This is a genomic window from Paenibacillus sp. sgz302190, assembly GCF_059820445.1.
On the sequence record NZ_JBZYAO010000046.1, the window covers coordinates 26830 to 41573 of the forward strand.

A 14744-nucleotide genomic window follows, 5' to 3' on the forward strand; every position below is an offset into this window, starting at 1 on the left:
GCGTCAATCTAAGCTTATTCGATTCCCTCCGGATACTTCCTTACATAATCGCGAATCGCACCCGGCACTTCCTGCAGGGAGGAAAGCTGGTAGAAAGCGCCCTGCGGCGCAACATCGATCGTTCCGGTATTGTATTCCCAATCCTGATGGGCTGGGATATGGATCGAATGGATGCCTGCGTGAAGCGCGGGCAGCACGTCGGTTCGGACCGAGTTGCCGATCATCCAGGTATGCCGCCGGTCAAAGCGCTGCTCCTGCAAAAGCGTCTGCATGAACTCTTTCGTTTTATGCACAGTCACAAAAATCCGGTCGTCGAAGTAGGCGTTCAGCCCCGAATCGCGCACTTTTTTCATCTGGATCGACGCGTCTCCGCCTGTATACAGAAACAGCTTGTGTCCGCCATTTTGCAGAGTTTCCAGCGTTTCATTCATTTGCGGATAAGGCTCGACCGTGTATTCGTATACGGTATGTCCAAGATCCATCAGCATTGCTTCCTCGCGCGGGCTTGCCGGGCGGTTGTACGTTTCGGAGAACCATTGATACGTCTCTACGAACGATTTGGGAAAGCGGTCAGGCATGAAGCCGTGGATTTGGACGCCCGCCAGGTCGATCTCCAACTGCTTTTGCTTGATGTGCTGCGGCTGCAGCTGCCTGCCGGAAAACCAGGTCAGCATCAGATCGACGAACTGGTCGATGACATAGTCAAAATATTTGTTGCAGTGAATGAGCGTGTCGTCAAGATCAAATAGAATCGTCTGTTCTTTCATCGGCATGTCTCCTGCATCAGCCAGAAATAAGGAATAACTACCATTATAACATGGCTATGGCAAACAGCCCAATAGAGAATGCGGCCAGCTATGGCAAAACAACTCTCACACGGTCGGATGCGGGGGGAATTTTAAATGGCGACGGTAACTCCGTCCATGGATTCGTTTTCTCCGGTCGGTGCCGGGAGGCTCTCCGGGCTGGCGGCGCTGCCGCTCTGGGCCGCTGGGGACGGCAGCTTTTTTTCCATGACGCTCGTACCCTGGAACACTCCGCCTTCCTCAATCGTGATGGAAGAGGTGTTGATGTTGCCCAAAAGGGAGCCGGTCGAAGTGATGATCAGCTTGCCGTTTGTCGCAACGTTGCCGTGCACGCTGCCGGCCACAATGACGTCCCGGGCCGTAATATCGGACTTCAGACTGCCGCGTTCGCCGATGATGACGTCGCCTGCGCACCGGATGTCGCCTGTGATCCGGCCTTCGATGCGGATGCTTGCCTCCGAACGGATGCATCCTTCGAAAGAGGTGCCTTCTCCGATGAGCGTATCGGTCGTATTCGGATTCGGGGCTTGCTTTTTGCTTTTGAACATGTCAGGGCGCGTCCTTTCGTATCGTTTTCAAATAAGGCCTCGGATTCGTGCTTTTGCCGTTTTTGGTCACTTCGTAATGCAGATGGGGTCCGGTACTGCGTCCGGTGGAACCGACGAGCCCGATGACGGCTCCTTCTTCCACGGTATCTTCCGGGTTGACGAAAATTTTGTTCAGATGCATGTAGCAGGTGCGCAAGCCTCCGCCATGCTCCAGCACGATGTTGTTCCCGCGGAACCGGTCGCTGCCGGTGCTGACGACTTTGCCGTAAGCCGCGGCGAACACGGGCTCGTCAGCTTTGGCGCCGATATCGATGCCGGAATGAAAGCTCGGCTGCGCGGTAAAAGGGTCCTTCCGATAGCCAAAATCGGAAGTGACAAGCTGTGAAGCCGTCGGCCACAGCGAAGGGACGGCACGGCTGAGCCGCAGCCGGTGCTGGGCTCCGGTCAAGCTTGCCCGGAGCTTGTTCGCATCGGCGTGGAGCGCGGCCAGCGAGGCGGCCGTCCGTTCGCCGAGCTCCAATATTTCCGCCTGAGACACCGGGTTGTACAACCCGCCGGTGCCGAAGACGGAAATATCGGGTTTGCTTGCCGCGAGGCCGAGCCCGGCCGGGGCGCCGGAACCCGCCCCGGGCGGCGCGAGCGTCAGCAGATCCCGCTCCAGCTTTTGTATCCGCGCCACTTCGGCTTTCATTTGCTCGGTCTGGCGGGAGAGCCGGATGACCTCGTTTTGCAATTGGTCGATAGCTTGATTTTTGGCGGCCAGAGCGGCGTTGAGCTGCTGCCGTTCGCCGTGCAGCTGCGATTGTAACACGCCTGCGTGCTGGTTTGCGTGCAGATAGAGCGCGTAGACGAGCAGCGCGGCTGTCAGCAGCATGAAACTGCCTGCGGCGGCCAAACAAGCATATATATTGGCAATTCGGAACCTGACGACGGATCGGTTGGCTTCGGGAATAATGACCAGCGTCAAGTTTTCCTGCTTCCATTTTAATTTCATAACGGTTTTGCATTCTCCTTGCATAGTTTTTGGCGGCTTTCATTGTCCGCCGAAAGGCAGGCACTAGGCGTCGACTTCTGGTGCCCAATGAATCGCGGCTGCATATATGCCACTCGCGCTGCGTCTTCGTACAGACTCCTGGTGGCCGTGCAGCGCCTGCAAATAACTGCAGCTGTGCTGGCCTCGAGGGGCGAGCTGGCCGGCAAGAGACGGCGCATCATTGGCACATGCGCGGCATAGAAAACCTGCAAAAGTGCATCTTTTTGCGGCTTAATACGCTTGCCGCGAAATATTCCTGCAAATCTGCAGGAATTCTCGCTCGTGCGCAGGGCTGGGCCCGTTTTAAGCGGAAATTCCTGCACAATTGCAGGTATTTTCCCAAAACGGGCCGTTAGCATCGAAAAAGCCTGCACTTTCGCAGGTTTTTCGGCTGTTGGCCCTTTTCGTGGGGCTCGCCGCCAGCCACCCAGGGGAGCGTAGCCGTCAGTTGGCTTCGCAGGCCTGCGCTTGTCGTCAACCGGCTTGCGGTCTTTGCCTCCAGCCAGGGGAGCATCGCCGTCAGCTGGCTTCGCAGGCTTGCCGGCTACGCCCCCGAGGGCGAGCTGTTTTTGCTCGCCGGCCAGATCCGGCGCATCATTGGCACATGCGCGGCACAGAAAACCTGCAAAAGTGCATCTTTTTGCGGCTTAATGCGCTTGCCGCGAAATATTCCTGCAAATCTGCAGGAATTCTCGCTCTTGCGCAGGGCTGGGCCCGTTTTGAGCGGAAATTCCTGCACAATTGCAGGTATTTCCCAGAAACGGGCCGTTAGCATCGAAAAAGCCTGCACTTTCGCAGGTTTTTCGGCCGCCAGCCCCTTTCGCAGGGTTTTGCCGTCCCCGAACCCCGCGATCTTTGCCGCGGACCACCCTCACGCGCTTGCCGCCACCCGCCCCCGCGAGCCCGCCACCCGCCGGCTTCGCCGGCGGACCACCACACGCGCCGTCTTTGCCGGCCAAGCGCAGCGGAGCCGGCTGCTGCCACCGTCTCCGCCGTTCGGCCGACGGCCCTGCTGTGCACTGCATGCCTGCCAATCGCGCGAGCCCGCCGCCCGCCGTCTCCGCGGTTTTCGCTGGCGGACCGCCACACGCGCCGTCTTTGTCGGCTAAGCGCAGCGGAGGCGGCTTCCCCCATGCGGCTGAAGCCGTCTCCGCCGTTCGGCCGACGGCCCTGCTGTGCGCTGCATGCCTGCCAATCGCGCGAGCCCGCCGCCCGCCGTCTTTGCCGGCCGACGGGCCTGCTATGCGCTGCGTGCCAACCGCAGGTGGCGTCGGCCAAGCTACGTATTGGATTTCGACTGCTTCAATTGGCTTACTTCCATATAGGTGGTGACGGCGGCAAGCGTCAGGCAGATGGCGTAGCCGACTGCGCAGAAAATTGCGACGCGTGGGGAGGTTTTGCCGAACATAAGGCCGACCCCGATGCAAACTGCGCACAGCAGTATAAGCGCATTGCCCGTCCAAATCCACCCGGTATACGAGAACCGCTGGCTCCATGCAGCAGTCTTGGTCTCGGGCTCCATTGAAGAGTCGGCTCCGGGGGCCTGCTGCGAATGTTCGCACTCAGTCTGCCTGCGGCGAAGTTTGGAGGCGGCAAACAGGATAGCCATAACCAAAGGCTGATAAGCGAGCACGATGACCGGGAAGCTGAAATTGGCAAAAGAGAGCATCTCCGTCGTGCTTCGGAACGAGACGATGGTAGTGAGGCATATGAGCAAAGCCGCCTGCTTGTTGAAGATCGGATAATTGCGCTCTTTCAACAAGCTGCTGATCCCCAGCAGCAAGGCGGTATAGATGGCCAACGTCTTGCAGACGATCGTCGGAAACCAGACGCTCAGGATAGCGATGTCAACCCGGTCCAGGAAATCCGTCACATGAATCATCTGGATCAGATTATGCGTCGGATACAGAAATTTGCCGGGCATTTTCGGCCCGAGCACAATCAGAATCGTAAAAATGACAAGAGTCAGAATCACGATGCCAAGCACGGTGCCATGGCGTATCGCAGAACGGATATGATCGGCGTTGTAAAGCCCGTGCAAAAAGGCCCCTAAAACGAAAATATCTCCTGCGCCCCCGAGAGCCAGTATGTTGGTCGAGCCGATCGCCTGGAACGGAACGGTCAAAGCCGGCAGCACAAGTTTAAGGGACAATTCGTTCGACAAAAAGATCGGCATCAGGACAACAGTGATGACGAATAAAGGATAGAACAGATCATTGACGCGAACGATGACTTCCATGCTGCTTTTGCCGTAATAAATGAGAATCAGACAAGCGAGCAAGACCAATATTTCCAATGGCGTATTATGGAGCAATAAAGTGGCGCTGAATCTGGACATGTAAGAAATGTCGCGGACGACAGCCAGCCAAAAATGGAGCAAAATGAGCAGGTTGACGGCCGTTCCTCCCCATCTTCCCAGCAGCAGCATCGAAATTTCAAAAATATGCATGTTCGGAAAATGTTTGGTCAAATAACCGAAAAAGGCGGCTACAAGAAACACATACGCAGCCGGCAGTAAGTAGCTGAACCATGCATCCATCTCGCCTACCCGAATGAGCACATTTTGCAGACTCAGGACGCCCCAGCTTGTGAGCAGGGAAGAGGAGAGCCAGGCGACCTGCCGCTGATTAATGATTTGTTTGCTGTCCATGGAAATGTTGTTCACCCCTTTCCGTGTTAAGTTCCGTGCATTACATGCCAATCAAGCTGCTGAACCAAGGGGCGACCGTAAGAATGAAGAAACGGGTCGGTGTAAAAACGGGCATATGCAAATATTTGAATGTGAAAAGTACGGCGATTCCGGCGAACTGTAGCGCATATAACGTTTTCACGCTATTTTTCTCTTTCTTGAGGATTTTCCAATCCATCGCAACGCTGAGCGCTACGATGAAAAGAAAAGCGAGCATAAATATGAGGTTCATGGATTCATCCCATCCTTCACCGCATTTTGATTGATGAGTCCCGTTTCCGTAACGGAAGCTTCGACTTTAATGTTGAACCGGGCTTTCTTGAAAGTTTCCTCCCAATTTTCCGCCAAACGTTCTTTCCATACCTTCGGATGGCTGCGCCATACGATCAAGCCGAGCTGCGCCGAATCCGTTCCTTCCTTTTGCATCTGCTTGATGGTTGCCTGAACGCACTTCTTCACCTGATCGGCGAACTTTCGTTCGATTCTGTGATCGTTGTCCGCATTGTTTAAATCTTGTTCGGAGCGATCCTCGCGTACGGTGCCGATCGCTTCCAACGTCAAGTCGAACGTTACTTCGTCTCCATTGATCACCGGCACAATTTCAGTGCGTCCTTTTGATACCAATATGCTCATGTATTTGTCATCCTCTACGGGAAAAGTAAGCGTATGTTCTTTTACCTTGTTTCTCAGCCACATGAGGCCTTGCGCCTCGCGGTCTTTATATACGCCTACCATTTTCTCCCCTTTGAACTGAGCGTATCCGGCCAATTGCACCTCTTTGGACTTATGATTCGTGCCTTCGCTGTCCTTTTCTTCGAAGTAAGAGATGAACGGATCGCCGTGGAAGGCGAGCGCGAGGCCGATGTCTTTCGTCGAGGTAGGGATGGCGAGCGACGATTTGGCGAGCTCGCGGATCGCTTCCGCCGGAAAACGCTCGAATTTGGGCGTTGTATTGAGCAATTCGTAGCCCTTGCCTTTGGCGATGACGAGAAAGCTGGTCATCCGGCTGTCCGTGGACCGCGGGACTACGTCGAACATGAGGGCTATGCCTTGTTTGGCCAAAGCTTCGCCGATGATGATCGTCCGCCGGTGCGCCAGGAACAGCTTGCGGGACATGCGCATCTGCAGCTTGCTGGTAGCTTCCCGAAAGGTCTTGCCCACTTCCGAATCGATGTAGTAGCTTTTGGCTCCGGATGTACCGCCGCCGCCGCCGCTTGCTCCGCCCATGGAGCCGGGAAGCGGAAGCTGGTAAGCTACCCGAAACCTCCCGTCCTCCTCCAAATCGACCGAAGAGCTTAAAACAAAAGCAACGTCGTTCGTCTCGATGCGGTCCCAACAGCCTGTCAGCAAAGGCGCGGTTAAGGCGAAGGTCGCAACCAGCGTGAGCGGCAGTTTACGATTTGCCATTTTGCTTGTCCTCCCTGTTCGCTCTATGTTCATGCCGAATGTTGCTTCCGTCCACGCCTCCGTCCTGTTGAATCTGTTCGCTCAAACCGCCGTCCAAACGATTCGTATCCTGGATGGGCATGAATTCCGGACGTTTTTGCATTTTCCACCATGGGGCGCGGATGAGCACATCTTGGAGGTCGCCGGTCGATAGAGGCCCGAGCGGGGACAAATACGGCGCCCCGAAGGAGCGGAGATTGGCCAAATGTCCGACCAGAAGCATCAGGCAGAAAAAAATGCCGTAAAAGCCGAACAAGGCGCCTGCTATCAATATCGGAAAGCGCATCATCCGGATGGCGATCGCCCCGTTGAAGCGGGGAATGGTAAAGGAAGCGATGCCCGTAATGGATACGACGATAACCATCGGCGCCGAAACGATGCCGGCTTGAACGGACGCTTGTCCGACAACGAGCGCCCCCAGGATGCTGACCGCGGAGCCGACGGCTTTGGGCAACCGGATGCCCGCTTCCCGCAGCGCTTCGAACGTGATTTCCATAATGAAAGCTTCGACGACCGCCGGAAAAGGAATGGCTTCGCGGGATGCCGCTACGCTCAGCATTAATGTCGTCGGCAGCAGTTCCTGATGATACGTTGTGATCGCCACATACAATGCCGGCGTCGTCAACGACAGAAATAAAAACACATACCTGAGCCAGCGGAGCAATGTCCCGATCTGGAAGCGCTCATAGTAGTCCTCGCTGGCCTGCAAAATTTGCACGAAAACAAAGGGGACGAGCAGCACAAACGGCGTTCCGTCGATCAAAATCGCTACTCTGCCCTGCAGCAGCGCCGTCGTCACGACATCCGGCCGCTCGGTGTTCTGGATCTGCGGGAACGGCGAGTACGTATCGTCCTGAATCAATTCCTCGATCATGCCCGATTCAATGACGGAATCGATATGGATCTGTTCCAACCGCTTGACGACTTCCTCGACAAGCGACGGCGTAGCCAGATCGTCAATATAAGAGACGACGATGCTCGTATTGCTTTCCTTGCCGATGGTCATCGATTTCATCTTCAGCCTCGGCGTCTTCAGCTTGCGGCGGATCATCGATGTATTCGTGCGCAGACTTTCAACGAAGCCTTCTTTCGGTCCGCGAACGACGGTTTCCGTATCGGGCTCGTTGACCGAACGCTTCTCCATGCCGCGAATGCCGAGCAAAGCCGCCTTCGCGTTGCCTTCCACCAGCAGAGCGGTATCACCGCTCAGCGTCGAGACGAGAAGGTCTCCGTAATTGTCGGAGACCTGGGTTTGCGAGACCGGCAGCGTCACGTTGACGATCCGCTCGATCGACGTCTCGCCGCCGCCAAACAGCATCAGCGACCTCATCGTATCGTTGAGCAGCTGCGTGTTGACCAGCCCGTCTACGAACAGCAGCAGCGCGGGAACGTTCGGATGAATCTCGAACTCCCGCACCACGATATCCGAGCAATCCCGAAAAATCTCTTTAATGAAGTCGTGATTATCTTCCAGCAAAAGTGACAGCTTCGTCTTTTTCAGATCTTCGATAAATTGGTAGTCCAACGATTCCGCCAAATCATGCGGCGCATCGTCCGGCTTGCCGTGCACGCGGTTTCGCAGCAGGCGGTTCATCAACCCTTTGGATCTGTCCGACATGTTGGTATACCTCCCGTTGCAGGCTGGAACGAATCCACATATATTGTTCTCGAATCGCAGGATTTTATTACGATTTTTGGAAGCCGGCACCTCCGTCCGGCAGATTCCTGGCACAAAATCCGTAAACTGGAATAGCCGATCAGCCGTTGGTATAAGCTAACACGACAGCATAGCGTGCAGTGTTTCAGCCGGATTTTGAGAGACAAAGGAGATGACGCCGTGTTTTGGCTCGTTATGGTGCTGCTGCTCTTCATATTCCAGGCGGCGACCATCCTGATCGGCGAATATCGAAGGCCTTCGAAGACGGTGGCGTGGCTGCTGGTTCTGTTTATTTTTCCCATCATCGGATTTGTCATGTACTATTTTCTAGCCAAAGAATATACGCAGCGCAAAATGGTCCGCCGGAAAGGTCCGCGCAAAATCGATGAACTTCAGCATCAATTGCTGAGTCAGGTATCCCCGGCAGGCGGCCAGGCCGATGCCTCGCTGTGCGAGCTGTTCAAGGAACCGCGGCTTTGCAGCCTGCTCCATAACATCCCCGGCTCGCCGATTACGCGCAACAACCGGGTGGTCGTGCTGACGAACGCGGACGCTACCTACGATTCCATGCTTGAGGCGCTTGAAAAAGCGGAGAAGCATATCCACTTCGAGTTCTACACGATCAGGCACGACCGGATCGGAACGAAGTTTCAGGAGGTGCTGATCCGCAAGGCGCGGGAGGGGGTCAAAGTAAGGATTATTTATGACGGTATCGGCAGCTACAAGCTGGCGGGCGAGTACATAAACAAGCTGAAACAGGCGGGAGCGGAGGTGCACCCGTTCCTGCCGCCGCTGATCGCTTTTTTTGACAAACGGCTTAATTACCGGAATCATCGTAAAATTGTCGTCGTCGACGGTTTGACGGGCTTTTTGGGCGGGATTAATATTGGGGACGAATATTTGGGTAAAGATTCCAGTCTCGGCTTTTGGCGCGACACGCATCTGAAGCTGCTGGGGGATTCGGTATACTGCTTGCAGCAGACGTTCCTGACCGACTGGCTGTTCGTTAGCGGCAAGCGGCCGGCCGAGGATACCCTGTTTCCCGAACACGAGCAGCCGCCGTCCTCTTTGGTGCAGATCATCTCAAGCGGGCCCGACGCGCATTGGGATTCCATTCAGGAAATGTTTTTTGCCGGGATCGTCGCCGCGAAAAGACGGGTTTACATGACGACGCCGTATTTCATACCCGACCCGAGCATCGCCATGGCGCTCAAAACAGCCGTCGTCAGCGGCGTCGATGTCCGAATCATTTTGCCGTTCAAAGCCGATTCCCGGCTGGTTCAATACGCGTCAAGGTCGTATTTGCGCGAGCTGATGCAGGCCGGAGTCCGCTTTTATTTGTACCGCAAAGGGTTCATTCACGCCAAAGTGATGCTTATCGACCGGATCATGGCTACGGTGGGCACGGCCAACATGGATTTGCGCAGCTTTTTCAGCAATTTCGAACAAAATGCGGTCATGTTTGACCGGGAGGTGATCGAACGGCTGGAGGATGATTTTATGCAGGATCTGAAAGCAAGCGAGGAGCTGAAGCTCGCTGAGTTCGAGAAGCGGTCCCGGTTGGAAAAGGGCAAGGAAGTTTTGGCGCGGATGCTGTCGCCGCTGTTTTGAAGCCGGCATGCCGTTGATGCTGTTTATGCCGCAGTGTTGCTATTGCAGCCGTTCGAGAACGGCATCCAGATTTTGCGGCGGGACCTGCTCGATCAGGTCTCCCATCTGCCGCAGCCTGCCCGTAACGGTATGCAGATTGAACTCGCCGGGCTTTGGGCGCAGTTGGACCTCTTTCCATAAAAGCGGCGTAGAGACCGAAGCGTGCTTCGTGGCGCGCGGCGTGTAGGGAGCGGACAGCGTTTTTCCGTACCAGTGCTGCAAATAATCGATGTAAATAAGGTCGCCCCTGTTCTTCTTGAACCGTTCGATGGTGAAGAGACGGGGGTGTTTTTTTACCGCATAAGCTCCGACAAAATGGCCGATCCGCCGCAATTGCTCAAACGTATAGCCCGGGCGAATCGGAATATAGATCTGTACGCCGGTGGCCCCCGACGTTTTGGCTATGGACTGGATGCGCAGGGAATCGAGTATTTCCCCGATGATCAGAGCGGCCTCCATAATCCGCGGCTCCTCCGTCAGGCTCGGGTCGATATCGATGACCCACTCTGCGGGAAGCGTCTCGCCGACGCGGTGGAAGGACGGATGAAATTCCAGGCAAGCGAGATTGCCGAGCCAGATCAAGGTCGGGACCGAGTCGAGGTTCACGTAATTGATGCCGTCCAGCGGGGCCAGCTTGACAAAGCTTGGCACCGGTTCGGGCGCATTTTTTTGGTAAAACGACTTGTCGTTGTATCCATGGGGAAAGCGGATGGTCGTCAGATGCCGGTTGCGGCAGTACCGCAGCAGGAACGGAGCGAGCTCGGTCAGCTTGACCAAATAATCGGCTTTCGTAATTCCTGCCTCGGGCCACAAAGGTTTGCCGGGGTTCGTTATCGTCAACTCGTGGCCTTCTACAAGCAAAATACCTTTCGTTGTAACTGCCATTGCGGCGGCTCCTTTCGGGGGGAATGATACGCTCTAGTATTTCCAATATCGGATGTTCTCAAAAACAAGTTGACAAAAAGGTTCGAATCTATAATAATAAAAGTGTATTACAATTAGTTAGCGACATCCAAAAGGATAGTTTATATGAAATCGTAATTATATTGAACAAGCCTGGAAAAAGCCGGCGGTGTGGTGCAGTGCGCGCACGGATTTGCGGGCCGCTAACTGACTGTAGATGCACATTTCTTAATAGAAATCGGAGGAGTAAGGCTAATGAGCACACCATTTTTCACTGCTGTAAAAGAAAGACGTTCGGTTTATGGCTTGGGCAAAGAAGAGATCGTATCGCGCGAGAAAATTCAGGAAATCGTATTGGAAGCTGTGAAACATACGCCATCCTCATTTAATTCTCAAAGTGCCCGGGTAGTCGTTCTGTTCGGCGAACAATCCGATAAATTGTGGAACATTACGAAAGAAACGCTTAGAAAAATCGTTCCAGCCGAAAATTTCGCTTCGACCGAAGAAAGAGTGAACAGCTTTGCCGGCGGCTACGGCACGGTTCTGTTCTTCGAGGATCAAACGGTTATCGAAGGCTTGCAAAAGCAATTCGCCACATACGCGGACAACTTCCCGATCTGGTCCGGCCATTCCTCCGGCATGCTGCAATTCGTCGTTTGGACGGCCTTGGAAGCGGAAGGTCTGGGCGCATCCCTGCAGCACTACAACCCGCTGATCGACGCGGAAGTTAAACAAACATGGAACATTCCAAACGAATGGAACTTGATCGCGCAGATGCCTTTCGGCAAGCCAACCGTGACATCAGGCGAAAAACAGTTCCAACCGCTCGAAGAAAGAGTAAAATTCATTCAATAATTTTCCCTATACAAAAGGCTGCCTACGGGCAGTCTTTTTGTTTTTTGGAAGCTTTCTGCCGGCAAGGTGAAAAACGAGTGCACTAGAGCCGGCAGCACAGTTGTCCGGCAACGCGAAGAATAGCTGCAACGCGTGAGAATGTCTGCAAAGTGCGAAGAAGACCTGCAACACGTGAGAATATCAGCAGCACGCGAAGAAAACCTGCAAAAGTGCAGTTTTTTCCTCGTCGGTGAGGCTGTTGCGAAATATTCCTGCAAAAGTGCAGGCTTTTTTGCATGTTCACGAGTTTAGGCCCATTTTTATCAGGAATTCCTGCACTATCGCAGGTTTTTCCTCAAAATGAACCGCATTTGCAGAAAAAACCTGCACTTTTGCAGGTTTTCGGGCTGCTGCCTGCCCGCTTCATGAATGCGCACTCGCGGCAGCTCCCAGTGCGCGGTGTTGCGCCGCATGACGGCGGCCGGTCGGCCACATGGCTGCGCCAAAGGCACCATCGGGCTGCTCAACAACAGCCTGACTTTTGCAGGCGCACGCTCCCGGCGGTATGCCGGCGAACAGGTTTTGCACAGGCTATCCATACATTTGCAGTAGTGCAGGACGTATAGAAGCGGGCGGTTTGGCGGAGTCTAATGGAAAATGACAGGAGTCAAATGGCGGAGGTACTATGGAATTTCAACCGGTCATTCCTTTCGAGCCTGTATCGGGGGCGTCCGCTCCGGAAGGCCCTGAGTGGATTCATCAAGTGAAGTGGGACGGCGTCCGGATGCTCGTCTATTACGACGGCAGCGGCTGCCGGCTGTTCAATCGCAAACGGAACGAGCGGACGCTGAACTATCCGGAGCTGACGGACGTCGCCGCTTACTGCGCGGCCGAATCGGTCATTCTGGATGGCGAGATTATCGCGCTGGACGCTTCAGGCAAGCCATCCTTTCATGAAGTGATGCGCCGGGACGGCATTCGCCGGGCGGATAAGCTCGAAGCGGCACGCCGGGCAGTGCCGATCACATATATGGTATTCGACGTGCTCTACTATAACGGCGAATGGGTGACGAGCCGGCCGCTGACCGAGCGCCTGGAGCTGCTTGACCGGATTGTCGACGGGAACGAATCCGTGCAAAAAGTGCCGTCCTTTCCCGACGGCAGCCAGCTTTTTCAGCTTATGAAGTCGCAGGGGATGGAGGGAATCGTCAGCAAAAACAAAAACAGCGTCTACGCCGCCGACGGCAAAGACCAACGCTGGATCAAGGTGAAAAATTACGGTGACATCATTGCCGTCATCGGGGGCTATACGCTGAACGGCGGCGTCGTGAACGCCGTTTTGGTCGGCGTATACGATGACAAGCAGCGGCTGTACTACATCGGTCACGTAGGCACAGGCAAAATAGCCAGAAGCGAGTGGGTCCGGCTTACGAAAGAGCTGGAACCGACGGTGATTATGCAGAAGCCTTTTTTCAACAGCCATCCGGATATGAGAGGGGCCTTTTGGGTAAAGCCGCAAAAAGCGGTCAAAATCCAATACACCGAATGGCGCTACCAAGAAGGAAGAACGCTGCGCCAGCCTTCGATCCAGGCTTTTGTAGACGTTCCGCCGTACGAATGTGTGTTCATGTTCAGGTAATGCTTTCCTTCGACTTCGCCTTCCGGGTCCGCGGCTTCGGTTTGGCGGCGTCCTTCTCTTTCCCTGTGGCCTCGGATTCAGGCGCCAAAAGCTTTTCCGCATCCAGCGGCTTCACCGCATCCAGACTGGCCTGAAGCGCGGCCATCAAATCGATCACGCTCGTTCTTTGCAGCTCCGGCGCGGCCTGCACTTCCTCGCCGGCCACTTTATGCTCAATGGCCTCCATCAGCCTGCTGCGGTATTCGTCCTTATACTTTTCCGGCTCGAACGGGGTGGAGAGCTGGTTGATCAGCATTTTTGCCATTTCCAGCTCGCGGTCGTTCACCGTAATCCGCTCGGGCAAATTGGGGACTTGGTTGATCGGGCGAATCTCGTCCGGGTAAAAGATCGTCTCCATAGCAATGCAGTTATCGATGACGCGGATCGCGGCAAGCGAGCTTTTGGAGCGGATCGACACTTTGGCGATGCCGATTTTGCCCGACTGCTTCATCGATTCCAGCAGCAGATTGTAGGCTCCCGCTCCGGTCTCGCCAGGGGCCAAATAATACGTTTTTTGAAAATATACCGGATCGATGTCCGTTAAATTGACAAAATCCAGTATTTTAATTTCCTTGTTCGCCTCGCCGGAAATCAATTCAAGCTCTTCTTTTTCAAAAAGTACAAACCGCCCCGGTTCATACTCGTAGCCCCGCGTAATTTCTTCCCACTCTACTTCCCTCTCGCAAGTATGGCATTTACGCACATAAGCCAGCGGGGTAATGCAAGCTTTGTGAATATAACGCATGGAGATGTCTTTATCCTCCGTCGCCGAAAACATTTTCACAGGCACATGGACCAGACCGAAGCTGATCGCGCCTTTCCAAACGGTATGCATGCCGACTCCCTCCAAAAAAGGTTGATTCTATCAATTGTTCTTATACAGTATTCTCCAGGATGAGAGGCTTTATACGATAGACAGCGGCGAGCGGCGGGCATGATTTTGCGCTGTGGGGGCAACTTAAAAGTGGAAGCATGGACACAAATAGAGGAGGAATAGTCGGATGGCTGAAAATCCGCAGGCAGAGAAAGATTTGGACCACCAGGGGCAAAAAGATTATTTCATGGACATCGACCGCATGATCAACGAAGGGTTGGGCGGCGGCAATGTAACGGTGCATAACGGTCTGATCGAAGAATCCACGACAGATACGATGGATCATCCGGAATCTGTTGTGGATGAGCCCTAGACTATCGCTTGGAAAAGGAGTGCAGCTGTCATGAATGTGAACCGTGCCCGGGAAATATTGGCTGAAGGCCGCAAAATTACGGTCGAGCTGAGCGGAGTCCTCGTCTGGATCGATAGTGTCGATTCCGCCAAAAACTCGGCTAAAGTACATGCGGAGCATAATCCGGCCGACTCGCGCGTCGTATCCGTCGAGGAGCTGGAGGAAGTGTTCTAAAGAGAAACGCACACGGCAAAAGCCCAAGCCGGACAGGGAATAGCATCCCTTGCTCCGGATGGGCTTTTTGCGCTGCTCGTCATATGTAGTGTGGGCTATC

15 protein-coding genes are annotated in these 14744 nt (G+C 54.5%); 5 read left to right on the top strand and 10 right to left on the bottom strand.

Going from position 1 to position 14744, the window contains the following annotated elements:
- Positions 1-14: 14 nt before the first annotated feature.
- From AC6RNO_RS32110 to AC6RNO_RS32145, 8 genes are all read right to left on the bottom strand, one after another.
- On the bottom strand, positions 15-767 hold the full coding sequence (locus tag AC6RNO_RS32110) for an HAD family hydrolase (protein ID WP_497107906.1): 753 nt from the start codon (positions 765-767) through the stop codon (positions 15-17).
- A gap of 131 nt (positions 768-898) precedes the next feature.
- Complete coding sequence (locus tag AC6RNO_RS32115) at positions 899-1354, bottom strand: polymer-forming cytoskeletal protein (protein ID WP_497107907.1); 456 nt, start codon at positions 1352-1354, stop codon at positions 899-901.
- Between the two features lies 1 nt (position 1355).
- Positions 1356-2348: a peptidoglycan DD-metalloendopeptidase family protein gene (locus AC6RNO_RS32120; protein ID WP_488434261.1), complete on the bottom strand. Its 993-nt coding sequence runs from the start codon at positions 2346-2348 to the stop codon at positions 1356-1358.
- A gap of 583 nt (positions 2349-2931) precedes the next feature.
- Positions 2932-3162 carry a hypothetical protein gene (locus AC6RNO_RS32125; RefSeq protein WP_497107908.1) on the bottom strand — a complete coding sequence of 77 codons (231 nt, stop codon included), beginning with the start codon at positions 3160-3162 and terminating at the stop codon, positions 2932-2934.
- 504 nt (positions 3163-3666) lie between these two features.
- Entirely contained in the window at positions 3667-5037 is a 1371-nt protein-coding gene (locus AC6RNO_RS32130) for an endospore germination permease (protein WP_497107909.1), read from the bottom strand.
- A gap of 40 nt (positions 5038-5077) precedes the next feature.
- The gene (locus AC6RNO_RS32135; protein ID WP_474682240.1) at positions 5078-5308 is read right to left on the bottom strand and encodes a hypothetical protein; all 231 of its coding nucleotides are present in this window, start codon (positions 5306-5308) and stop codon (positions 5078-5080) included.
- Positions 5305-6483, bottom strand: coding sequence for a Ger(x)C family spore germination protein (locus AC6RNO_RS32140; protein WP_474682241.1), 1179 nt, complete (start codon positions 6481-6483; stop codon positions 5305-5307). Before AC6RNO_RS32140 ends, AC6RNO_RS32135 begins: the two co-directional genes overlap by 4 nt.
- A complete protein-coding gene (locus AC6RNO_RS32145) occupies positions 6470-8140 on the bottom strand; it encodes a spore germination protein (RefSeq protein ID WP_474682242.1) in 1671 nt (556 codons plus the stop codon). Before AC6RNO_RS32145 ends, AC6RNO_RS32140 begins: the two co-directional genes overlap by 14 nt.
- Before the next feature lie 219 nt (positions 8141-8359).
- Between AC6RNO_RS32145 and cls the strand changes: the two genes are divergently transcribed.
- Positions 8360-9790 carry a cardiolipin synthase gene (gene cls / locus AC6RNO_RS32150; RefSeq protein WP_474682243.1) on the top strand — a complete coding sequence of 477 codons (1431 nt, stop codon included), beginning with the start codon at positions 8360-8362 and terminating at the stop codon, positions 9788-9790.
- A gap of 39 nt (positions 9791-9829) precedes the next feature.
- On the opposite strand, the gene ligD is transcribed toward cls, so the two are convergent.
- On the bottom strand, positions 9830-10714 hold the full coding sequence (gene ligD / locus AC6RNO_RS32155; RefSeq protein WP_497107910.1) for a non-homologous end-joining DNA ligase: 885 nt from the start codon (positions 10712-10714) through the stop codon (positions 9830-9832).
- A 273-nt stretch (positions 10715-10987) separates the two neighbouring features.
- Between ligD and AC6RNO_RS32160 the strand changes: the two genes are divergently transcribed.
- The gene (locus AC6RNO_RS32160) at positions 10988-11587 is read left to right on the top strand and encodes a nitroreductase family protein (protein WP_474682245.1); all 600 of its coding nucleotides are present in this window, start codon (positions 10988-10990) and stop codon (positions 11585-11587) included.
- Positions 11588-12251: 664 nt separating this feature from the next.
- Positions 12252-13205 (top strand): ATP-dependent DNA ligase, encoded by a 954-nt coding sequence (locus AC6RNO_RS32165; RefSeq protein WP_497107911.1) that lies wholly within the window; start codon positions 12252-12254, stop codon positions 13203-13205.
- Here AC6RNO_RS32165 and ku read toward each other — a convergent pair.
- Positions 13198-14079, bottom strand: a complete 882-nt coding sequence (ku, locus tag AC6RNO_RS32170; protein ID WP_488434266.1) for a non-homologous end joining protein Ku — start codon at positions 14077-14079, stop codon at positions 13198-13200. The two genes, AC6RNO_RS32165 and ku, sit on opposite strands and share 8 nt — an antisense overlap.
- Before the next feature lie 166 nt (positions 14080-14245).
- Here ku and AC6RNO_RS32175 point away from each other — a divergent pair, with 166 nt between their 5' ends.
- Complete coding sequence (locus tag AC6RNO_RS32175) at positions 14246-14431, top strand: hypothetical protein (RefSeq protein WP_474682249.1); 186 nt, start codon at positions 14246-14248, stop codon at positions 14429-14431.
- 30 nt (positions 14432-14461) lie between these two features.
- Complete coding sequence (locus AC6RNO_RS32180) at positions 14462-14644, top strand: small, acid-soluble spore protein, H family (RefSeq protein ID WP_497107912.1); 183 nt, start codon at positions 14462-14464, stop codon at positions 14642-14644.
- Positions 14645-14744 lie beyond the last annotated feature (100 nt).

What these genes read in the sequence shown, in the direction of transcription:
- AC6RNO_RS32165 (WP_497107911.1), top strand. Translation starts at nt 12,252, where the DNA reads ATGGAATTTCAACCGGTCATTCCTTTCGAGCCTGTATCGGGGGCGTCC.
- AC6RNO_RS32120 (WP_488434261.1), bottom strand. Translation starts at nt 2,348, where the DNA reads ATGAAATTAAAATGGAAGCAGGAAAACTTGACGCTGGTCATTATTCCC.
- ligD (WP_497107910.1), bottom strand. Translation starts at nt 10,714, where the DNA reads ATGGCAGTTACAACGAAAGGTATTTTGCTTGTAGAAGGCCACGAGTTG.
- AC6RNO_RS32115 (WP_497107907.1), bottom strand. Translation starts at nt 1,354, where the DNA reads ATGTTCAAAAGCAAAAAGCAAGCCCCGAATCCGAATACGACCGATACG.
- AC6RNO_RS32130 (WP_497107909.1), bottom strand. Translation starts at nt 5,037, where the DNA reads ATGGACAGCAAACAAATCATTAATCAGCGGCAGGTCGCCTGGCTCTCC.
- AC6RNO_RS32135 (WP_474682240.1), bottom strand. Translation starts at nt 5,308, where the DNA reads ATGAACCTCATATTTATGCTCGCTTTTCTTTTCATCGTAGCGCTCAGC.
- AC6RNO_RS32125 (WP_497107908.1), bottom strand. Translation starts at nt 3,162, where the DNA reads ATGCTAACGGCCCGTTTCTGGGAAATACCTGCAATTGTGCAGGAATTT.
- AC6RNO_RS32140 (WP_474682241.1), bottom strand. Translation starts at nt 6,483, where the DNA reads ATGGCAAATCGTAAACTGCCGCTCACGCTGGTTGCGACCTTCGCCTTA.
- AC6RNO_RS32110 (WP_497107906.1), bottom strand. Translation starts at nt 767, where the DNA reads ATGAAAGAACAGACGATTCTATTTGATCTTGACGACACGCTCATTCAC.
- AC6RNO_RS32145 (WP_474682242.1), bottom strand. Translation starts at nt 8,140, where the DNA reads ATGTCGGACAGATCCAAAGGGTTGATGAACCGCCTGCTGCGAAACCGC.
- AC6RNO_RS32160 (WP_474682245.1), top strand. Translation starts at nt 10,988, where the DNA reads ATGAGCACACCATTTTTCACTGCTGTAAAAGAAAGACGTTCGGTTTAT.
- AC6RNO_RS32175 (WP_474682249.1), top strand. Translation starts at nt 14,246, where the DNA reads ATGGCTGAAAATCCGCAGGCAGAGAAAGATTTGGACCACCAGGGGCAA.
- ku (WP_488434266.1), bottom strand. Translation starts at nt 14,079, where the DNA reads ATGCATACCGTTTGGAAAGGCGCGATCAGCTTCGGTCTGGTCCATGTG.
- AC6RNO_RS32180 (WP_497107912.1), top strand. Translation starts at nt 14,462, where the DNA reads ATGAATGTGAACCGTGCCCGGGAAATATTGGCTGAAGGCCGCAAAATT.